10 protein-coding genes are annotated in these 8,168 nt (G+C 67.4%); all 10 read left to right on the top strand.

Annotation, left to right across the window (positions count from 1 at the left end; all coding sequences use genetic code 11):
• Positions 1–516: PepSY-associated TM helix domain-containing protein (locus tag BGO16_RS08055; RefSeq protein WP_292618100.1), on the top strand; the 516-nt coding region annotated here is incomplete at its 5' end.
• Complete coding sequence (locus tag BGO16_RS08050; protein ID WP_292618099.1) at positions 516–1,043, top strand: thiamine pyrophosphate-binding protein; 528 nt, start codon at positions 516–518, stop codon at positions 1,041–1,043. The genes BGO16_RS08055 and BGO16_RS08050, both read left to right, overlap by 1 nt.
• A complete protein-coding gene (locus BGO16_RS08045) occupies positions 1,040–1,369 on the top strand; it encodes a hypothetical protein (protein ID WP_292618098.1) in 330 nt (109 codons plus the stop codon). Before BGO16_RS08050 ends, BGO16_RS08045 begins: the two co-directional genes overlap by 4 nt.
• 13 nt (positions 1,370–1,382) lie before the next feature.
• Positions 1,383–2,618 carry an efflux RND transporter periplasmic adaptor subunit gene (locus BGO16_RS08040; protein WP_292618097.1) on the top strand — a complete coding sequence of 412 codons (1,236 nt, stop codon included), beginning with the start codon at positions 1,383–1,385 and terminating at the stop codon, positions 2,616–2,618.
• Positions 2,615–4,558: an ABC transporter permease gene (locus BGO16_RS08035; RefSeq protein ID WP_292618096.1), complete on the top strand. Its 1,944-nt coding sequence runs from the start codon at positions 2,615–2,617 to the stop codon at positions 4,556–4,558. Before BGO16_RS08040 ends, BGO16_RS08035 begins: the two co-directional genes overlap by 4 nt.
• Positions 4,559–4,756: 198 nt before the next feature.
• Positions 4,757–5,746 carry a tonB-system energizer ExbB gene (gene exbB / locus BGO16_RS08030; protein WP_292618095.1) on the top strand — a complete coding sequence of 330 codons (990 nt, stop codon included), beginning with the start codon at positions 4,757–4,759 and terminating at the stop codon, positions 5,744–5,746.
• Between the two features lie 6 nt (positions 5,747–5,752).
• Entirely contained in the window at positions 5,753–6,217 is a 465-nt protein-coding gene (exbD, locus tag BGO16_RS08025; RefSeq protein WP_292618094.1) for a TonB system transport protein ExbD, read from the top strand.
• Entirely contained in the window at positions 6,214–7,020 is an 807-nt protein-coding gene (locus BGO16_RS08020; RefSeq protein ID WP_292618093.1) for an energy transducer TonB, read from the top strand. Before exbD ends, BGO16_RS08020 begins: the two co-directional genes overlap by 4 nt.
• The gene (locus tag BGO16_RS08015; protein WP_292618092.1) at positions 7,017–7,622 is read left to right on the top strand and encodes an invasion associated locus B family protein; all 606 of its coding nucleotides are present in this window, start codon (positions 7,017–7,019) and stop codon (positions 7,620–7,622) included. The genes BGO16_RS08020 and BGO16_RS08015 overlap by 4 nt, the downstream gene beginning before the upstream one ends.
• Before the next feature lie 33 nt (positions 7,623–7,655).
• Positions 7,656–8,111, top strand: coding sequence for a hypothetical protein (locus BGO16_RS08010; RefSeq protein WP_292618091.1), 456 nt, complete (start codon positions 7,656–7,658; stop codon positions 8,109–8,111).
• The last annotated feature ends 57 nt before the right edge of the window (positions 8,112–8,168 follow it).

The following is an 8,168-nucleotide window of genomic DNA, read 5'->3' as shown; positions in this document are numbered from 1 at the left end:
GCGATCCTTGACGACAACCATATTTCCATCTCGACGGCTGGCGTGCCCCCGGTGGTGGCGAGGGGCGATGTCCCCGTCGTGGCCAAGGGTGCGCCGGCGCCGCGGATCACGCTGGGGCAGGCGGCGGAAGCGGTGCGGGCGCAACTGCCCGATCTCGAGCCGACTTTCGTGCAATTTCCGAGCAGCGCCTATGATCACATCAGCGTCGGCGGGCGGGGCGCCTATCCGCTGCTGTTCGAGACGGTCGACGTCAATCCTTACAACGGCAAGGTCGAACGGACGCGGCGCGTCTCCGACCGCTCCGCGCTCGAACTCGTCACCGGCTCGATGCGGCCCTTGCACACCGGCGACTTCGCCGGTGTCTGGCTCAAGCTGGTCTATCTGGTGTTCGGCCTGATTCTGACCACGCTGGTGTTCTCCGGGATGATGGTGTGGACCAGGCGCACCGCGATCGAGACGGTGAAGCTGGTGCGTGAGCGCAAGCCGGCGCGGCTCGGGCTGGAGGCTGCCGAGTGATGGTGGCGCTCGCATCCCCCTCGCGCGGCGCGTCGCTGTGGCAGCGCTGGCGCTTTCACCTGAGCGCGCTCGTGGTGATCGTGCCGATCGTTTTCACGCCGGCGTTCTTCCATGAGAATGCGTTTTTCGACGGCAAGAAGGGTCTCGGCGAGCGCGAGGTCGGCGCGATCGCGGTCGGGCCGTGGAGCGTGCGGCTGGCGGAGTTCAAACTGAAAGAGCCGGATGCGGAAGGCCGCGCCGGTTACGCCAAGGAGTTTGCGCTGGCGCTATGTCCGGCCTGTGTCGATCAGGTCAAGGCCGCCTACCTGCGCGTCGGCAAGCCGCGCAACATCCGCACCATGGGTGCGCTGTTCTCCGGCACCCCTTATCGGCAGACGGCGGAGATGCGGATTCCGGATCGAACCACCGCTGACGATGAGTTGTGGCTCACCCTGGAGGGCTGGGACGGGACGCTGCATCAGGCGACGATCCCGATCCGCACCGCGTCGCCCCTGATGGCCGCCTGGCTCGAGAAGGCGAAGCGATGATGCGCGCGCTCCGGGCAAGCGGATGGATCGTCGCGGCCGTCAGCGCCATGGCTCTATCTATCAGCACGGCATGGGCGCATCCGCCGTTCTGCATCTGCAAGATGATCGATGCGACGACGGTGCGTTGCGAGGGCGGCTTCGCCGATGGCACCGGCGTCCCGGGGGTCAAGCTGGATGTGATCCGCTACGACGAGAGCGTTGTGCTGGAGACGAAGTTCAGCGCGGATTCGACCGTGAGCTTCAAACGGCCGGAGGGCGAGTTCTACATCCTGTTCGATGCCGGTCCCGGGCAGTCGTTCGACGTCGACTACAAAGATATCCGGTGAGGGGCCGGCGATCATGAACGCCCCCATGCCTCCGGATGATGCGGACAGCGTCATCGTGCCGCCGCCATGGACGCCGCCGGCCCGCGCCGCGCGCAGGTCCGGGAAAATCATCCTTGGCGTGTGCTTGGCCGGTCTGGTTGCGCTCGGCACGCTTGTCCTGATGGGATTGCGCGCGCCGTCGCCGGACAGCCTCTATGAGACCGTCGTCGTCAAGCGGCAGGACATCGAGAGCACGGTCACCGCGACCGGCAAGATCCAGCCGCACGCCTATGTCGATGTCGGGGCTCAGGTCTCCGGCCAGTTGAAGCGTCTGCACGTCGCTGTCGGCGACAAGGTGACGGCGGGGCGGGTGGTGGCGGAGATCGACGCCGAGGTGCAGGGGGCCAAGGTCGAGGGCATCGAGGCCGACCTGGCGCGGCTGACGGCCGAGATGGCCGAGCAGGAAGCCGGGCTCGCATTTGCCAAACGCAATGTCGAGCGGCACCTGACGCTCGCACAGACCAGCGCGGTCTCGAAAGCCGCCCTCGACGAGGCGTCGCGCGACCGCGACATCCTGATTGCCCGCATCGACGCCTCCAAGGCCCGCATCCGCCAGATGCAGGCGGATCTTCGGGCGCAGACAGCGGCGCTGCGCTACGCCCGCATCACCGCGCCGATGGCCGGCACCGTGGTCGCGGTCGATGCCAAGGAAGGCCAGACCCTCAATGCGAACTACGACACGCCGCTGATCCTGCAGATCGCCGACCTCGACACCATGACGGTGTGGACCGACGTGTCGGAGGCCGATGTCGTCAAGCTGCGCGAGGGCATGCCGTTGTGGTTCACCACGCTCGGCCAGCCGGATCGCAAGTGGAATGCGACGCTGCGGCAGATCCAGCCGGCGCCGCGCCGTCCCGACAAGAAGGCCGAGGCCACCAAGGCCGGGGCGCAATCGGGCAATGTCGTGCTCTACACGGCGCTGTTCGACGTCCCCAACGAGGACGGCAGCCTGAGGGCGGGAATGACCGCGCAGGTGTTTTTCGTCACCGCCGCGGCGCGGAACGCCCTCGTGGTCCCGGTCGCCTCGCTCAACGACAAAAGCGAGATCCGGGTGCTCCGGAACGACGGGACCGTCGCCGTCCGCAAGGTTCAGACCGACGTTCGCACCCGCTTTCTGGTTGGGATCACGAGCGGGGTGGCGGACGGCGAGCGGGTCATCACCGGCATCAAGGCCGCCGGGCCGCCGGCGAAGCTGAGGGTGGAATCATGAGCGTGCCGCGCACCCCGCTCATCGAACTCGCAGGTGTCTGCCGTTCCTATCGCAGCGGCGATGTCGTCACCCACGCGTTGCGCGGCGTCGACCTGTCGATCGATGCCGGCGAGTTCGTGGCCATCATTGGCGCCTCCGGCTCCGGCAAGTCGACGCTGATGAATATTCTCGGCCTGATCGACCGGCCGAGCCGCGGCGCCTACTGGTTCGGCGGCCGGGACGTCGCGGGATTGAACCGCGACGAGCTTGCCGCGCTGCGCCGGGGCTGCTTCGGCTTTATCTTCCAGCACTACCATCTGCTCCCGACGGTGAGCGCGCTCGGCAATGTCGAGATGCCGGCGGTCCATGCCGGCGCGCCGCGAGGTTATCGCCACGCCCGTGCGGCTGCGCTGCTGGCGCGGCTCGGCCTCGCCAACCGCATCACCAATCGTCCCTCGCAATTGTCGGGCGGCCAGCAGCAGCGCGTCTCGATCGCGCGCGCGCTGATGAACGGCGGCGGCGTTATCCTCGCCGACGAGCCGACCGGCGCGTTGGACTCGAAGAGCGGGGCGGAGGTGCTGGCGATCCTCAAGGAGCTTGCGGGAGCCGGGCACACGATCATCCTCATTACTCACGACGCCAGGGTCGCCGCCGCGGCCGAGCGCATCATCCGCATCGAGGACGGTCTGATCGTCTCCGACAGCGGCCGCGCCGCCAGGGTCTCGTCGTCGATTGCGGTTGCCGCATGGCAGGCCAATGGCGCCTCGCCGCCGCTCTGGACCTGGCTGGAAGAGGCGGCCCGCTCCGCCTTCGCCGCGCTCGCCGTCAATCCGGTGCGCACCGCGCTGACCCTGAGCGGCATCGTCATCGGCGTCGCCTCCGTGGTCGCGATGATGGCGATCGGGCGCGGCGCGCAGGCGTCGTTCATGGAGCGGGCATCCGCCATCGGCACCAACTGGGTCGTGGTCAGCCGCGCGGGCGAATCTGCCGCGACCAGCATGCCCATGACCTCCGCCGATGCGGAAGCCATCAAGGATCTCGCCAACGTGTCGGGATCGATGCCTGCCGTGTGGGAGGCGGGCACGCTGCGGCACGGCAACACCGATATCAACGCCGAAGTGATCGCCACCACGGCCGAGTTCCGGGCGGTTCACAACTGGGACGCGGCGAAGGGAGCCTTCTTTACGAAAGAGGACGAGATCAGCGGCAACGCCGTGATGCTGCTCGGCGCAACGCTTGCAGCGAAACTGTTTCCCGACATCGCCGATCCGTCGGGCAACCATATCCTGGTCAACAACATTCCCTTCCTTGTCACCGGCGTGCTCGCAAGCAAGGGCCTTTCCGAGAGGGGTACCGATCGGGACAATAACGCGGTGTTGCCGCTGCGGACGGGCGCGATGCGTCTCTACGGCAAGGACGATGTCACGGAGATTGTTGTCTCGATCGCTGATATGTCCCGCCTGCAGCAGACCAAGGACGCCATCAAGGCGCTGTTGATCCGCCGTCACGGCCGCGAGGATTTCTGGCTGCACGATGCGGCGTCGGCGTTCCGCAAGGCGGAGGAGGAGCGCCGTTCCACCAACTTGCTGCTCGGGGCGATTGCCGCGATCTCGATGCTGGTCGGCGGCATCGGCATCATGAACATCATGCTGATCACCGTGGCCGAGCGCACCCGCGAGATCGGCATCCGGACCGCGATCGGGGCGAGGACCGCGGACATCATGGGCCAGTTCCTGACCGAGGCGATCGTGCTGTCGGCGATCGGCGGCGTCGTCGGACTTCTGTTCGGCGGCCTAATCGGCACGGGCGCAGCGCTGATGTTCGGCATGACGGTGATCTTCTCCCCCACCGTTGCCGTCAGCGCGCTGACGGGCGCCGTGGCCATGGGCATGCTGTTCGGCTTCATGCCGGCGTTTCGCGCCGCACGGCTCAAGCCCGTCGAAGCGCTCGCGAGGGGATAGGCGATGTCGACAAAAATCATCGAGCACTCAGCAAGGGATTGCCGTCCGGGGACGGCCTCGCAAGCCGTTCAATTCGAAATCTCCAGAGCCAGCCAGCGGTAACGCGCGCAACAGAAAGCAAAACGTATGATGCGGAATATCTGGACCAGCACCGCAAGCCAATCTCGCGCAAGCATCGCATGCCGCCTGTTTGTCGCGATGCTTCTTGTCCTCATGACTTTATCCGGCCGTGCATATGCGCAGGAGCAGCAGGCGCAATCGGCCGCCACCGCGCCGCAGCCCGCGGCCGCGTCCACGTCATCACCTGCGCCATCCGTCCCAACGGATGCTCTTTCATCTCAGCCCATACAGGGTGCGGAGCCGACGGGGACTCCTGTCCCGGGCGCCGCGCCTCAAGACGGCGAAGGCATGACCGCACCGTCATCGGCGTCTTCCGCGCCGCCGCCGGCTTCGGCTTCGACGTTGCCGCGGGATCTGTCGCCGTGGGGCATGTTCGTGCAGGCTGACATCGTGGTGAAGGCGGTGATGATCGGCCTCGCATTCGCCTCGCTGGTGACATGGACGATCTGGCTGGCGCGGGGAGTGGACCTTGCAGCGACGCGGCGGCGTACGCAGAGCTGCGTGCGCAAGCTTGCACGCGCCGACAGCCTGGAGGCGGCGCGCGCCGAGATCGCCGAAGGGTGGACCGCCAGGGGCCCGGTGGCGGACCTGATGGAGGCGGCGGAGCGCGAATGCAGGCGCTCGAACGATCTGTCAGCGGAGGGCATCAAGGAGCGCCTCGCCATCGCGCTGTCGCGGATCGAGGCCAAGGCCGGGCGCGAGATCGCCCGCGGCACCGGACTTCTGGCGACCATCGGCGCGACCGCGCCCTTCGTCGGCCTGTTCGGCACGGTGTGGGGCATCATGAACTCGTTCATCGGCATCAGCCAAAGCAAGACGACGAACCTTGCAGTCGTGGCGCCGGGCATTGCCGAGGCGCTGCTGGCGACCGCGCTGGGACTTGTGGCCGCGATCCCGGCGGTCATCATTTACAACGTGTTCGCCCGCGCGCTGTTAAGCTACCGGGCGCTGCTGTCGGATGCCTCCGGCGAGATCATCCAGCACGTCTCGCGCGATCTGGAGCGGCAGGAGCGGGGACTGGTCTCCTCGGTGGTGCCGCTGGCGCGCGGCCGCTCCGCTGCGGAGTGATGCGCCATGGCGGTATCACTCAAGGACCCGCACAGCGGCGGCATCGACGAACTGAGCGAGATCAACGTCACGCCGTTCATCGACGTGATGCTGGTGCTGCTCATCATCTTCATGGTGGCGGCGCCTTTGTCGACCGTGGACGTCGCGGTCGACCTGCCGGTGTCGAACGCGCAGCCGCAGCCGCGACCCGAGAAGCCGGTGTTTTTGACGGTGAAGCAGGACCTGACGCTGGCGCTCGGCAACGAGGACGTGCCGCGCACTGCCTTGCAGGCGACGCTGGACCAGCAGACCAGCAATGACCGCGAGCAGCGCGTGTTCCTGCGCGCCGACGGGACGGTGGCCTACACCGAGCTGATGAAGGTGATGAATCTGCTGCGACAGGCCGGCTATCTCAAGATCGCGCTGGTCGGGCTTGAGGATACCGGGCAGGCGCAAGCGGTCAGCACCGGCGCGCCGGCGGCGCAACCATGAGGATCGACTGGCGCGATCCGGACGGACGGGCGGATGGCGCGCTCACCACGACATCGGTGCTGCGCTGGAGCGCGGCCGGGCTCGCCGTGGTGGCGCTGCACGCCGGCGGCATCTGGCTGGCGCTGCACTGGCCGGCCGCGGCCGAGCCGCCCGGCGATCCGCCGGCTGCCATCATGATGGAGCTGGCGCCGCTTGCGGTTGCGCCCGAGGTGCCGCAGCAGGACATCGCGCCGGGGCCGCAGATGGAGGAGGCCGAGGAACAGGTCGAGCCGGAGAAGCCGGTCGAGGAGAAGAAGGTCGAGCCCGAGCCCGACATCCAGCCGGTGGAGACCGAGATCAAGCCGCCGGAATTGCCGAAGATCGAGAAGGCAGAGGTGGTGCTGCCGTCGAAGGTCGAGCCGAAGCCGAAACCCAAGCCGAAAAAGAAAAAGCAGAAGGCCGCGCCACGCACCACCGCGCCGCCGAGTTCGCAGGCGCAGCGCGCCGACCGCGCCGCCGCGCCGGCCGAAGGCATGGCCTCGTCGATGTCGCCGGCCTCCTGGCGCGGCGCGCTGATGGCGCATCTCAACCGCCACAAGCGCTTTCCGTCAGGCGCGGCCGGCACTGGCGTCGCAACCGTCGCCTTCACCATCGACCGCTCGGGGCGCGTGCTCTCGGCGCGCCTGGTGCGCTCGGCCGGTGACGCCGCGCTCGATGCCGAGGCTGCGTCCTTGCCGCGCCGCGCCAGCCCCGTTCCCGCTCCGCCGCCGGATGTCGGCGGCGGCTCGATCACGCTCGCCGTTCCCATCAGGTTCAACCGATGATCCGTTTCAAACACCCGCGCTCATTGTTCACATCGGTCGCCGCGCTCGCAGCAATCGCCGCGACCGTCGCCCTCGCGCAGCAGCAGCTCCCGTCCGCGCCGCGCGCGACGCCAAAGCCGGCCGCGCAGCAGCCGGCCGGCGCTACCGCGACGCTGCCGAACGGCGCATCCTCGATCAACGAGACCTATGGCGACTGGACCGTCGATTGCCGCATCGTCGATCGGCAGAAGCAGTGCGCGCTGTCGCAGGCGCAGGGCAACAAGGACACCGGCCAGCGCCTGTTCGCGATCGAACTGCGCCCTCCGAAGGACGGCAAGACCGAGGGCACCGTGCTGATGCCGTTCGGGCTCAACCTCGACGCCGGCGCGATCCTCAAGCTCGACGACAAGGATCTCGGCAAGGGCTTGCGGTTCTCGACTTGCGTGCCGCAGGGCTGCCTGTTGCCGGTGAGCTTTCCGACCGCTGCGGCCGATGCCATGCGCAAGGGAACGAAGCTTGTTGTCGCATCGCTCAATCTCTCAAGCGGCGAGGCCGTCACCTTCAACGTCTCGCTGAATGGTTTTAGTGCCGCGCTCACCCGGACAACAGAACTCGCGAAATAGCAACTGGCTTAACGATCGTGCGAGGACGTGCTCATGCTGATGCTGGTCAAGGATTCACCGGTTCAAGAAATTCTGCCGCTGCCCAAACGCTCGACGCCGCCATCTCGCCGGAGCGATTACAACCGGCGACGGTTCCTCGCATGGCTGCGCGACGAGGTAGCGGTGCTGCGCGCGCTTGGCATGGATCATCGCCGCATCGCCGCGCAGCTCGATATCGAGGAACATGACGTGAGGGCATTTTGTCCAAACCCAAGCGAGAATTCCTCCCGCCGCAAGCTTCCCCGCCGCGCGGTCGAGGCGCTGCTTCATGGCCGCCACGCCTCGCTCGGCGGCCGGACCGTCGCCAGGCGCGGCCAACGCCTCGTCGAGATCGTCTCGGCCTATACTTGGGACGAATTGTTGTCCGAACCTGGCGTCGGCACCGTCACTGCTTCGGAAATAAGGCTCTGGCTCGAGGAGCGAGGGGCCTCGCTGCGGCCATCGGAATAGGGGAGTGCGGCGATGGCTGTCGAGGTCTCCCACCTGCGCTATGTGGTCGCCGCCGCC

Source organism: Nitrobacter sp. 62-23 (genome assembly GCF_001897285.1).
Lineage (GTDB): Bacteria > Pseudomonadota > Alphaproteobacteria > Rhizobiales > Xanthobacteraceae > Nitrobacter.
Note: the sequence above shows the minus strand (reverse complement) of the source record. Positions and strands in the feature narration are given on the sequence as shown.

Coding starts and splice junctions, on each gene's coding strand:
- exbB (WP_292618095.1), top strand. CDS start 4,757: ATGCTTCTTGTCCTCATGACTTTATCCGGCCGTGCATATGCGCAGGAG.
- BGO16_RS08020 (WP_292618093.1), top strand. CDS start 6,214: ATGAGGATCGACTGGCGCGATCCGGACGGACGGGCGGATGGCGCGCTC.
- BGO16_RS08010 (WP_292618091.1), top strand. CDS start 7,656: ATGCTGATGCTGGTCAAGGATTCACCGGTTCAAGAAATTCTGCCGCTG.
- exbD (WP_292618094.1), top strand. CDS start 5,753: ATGGCGGTATCACTCAAGGACCCGCACAGCGGCGGCATCGACGAACTG.
- BGO16_RS08045 (WP_292618098.1), top strand. CDS start 1,040: ATGATGCGCGCGCTCCGGGCAAGCGGATGGATCGTCGCGGCCGTCAGC.
- BGO16_RS08015 (WP_292618092.1), top strand. CDS start 7,017: ATGATCCGTTTCAAACACCCGCGCTCATTGTTCACATCGGTCGCCGCG.
- BGO16_RS08050 (WP_292618099.1), top strand. CDS start 516: ATGGTGGCGCTCGCATCCCCCTCGCGCGGCGCGTCGCTGTGGCAGCGC.
- BGO16_RS08035 (WP_292618096.1), top strand. CDS start 2,615: ATGAGCGTGCCGCGCACCCCGCTCATCGAACTCGCAGGTGTCTGCCGT.
- BGO16_RS08040 (WP_292618097.1), top strand. CDS start 1,383: ATGAACGCCCCCATGCCTCCGGATGATGCGGACAGCGTCATCGTGCCG.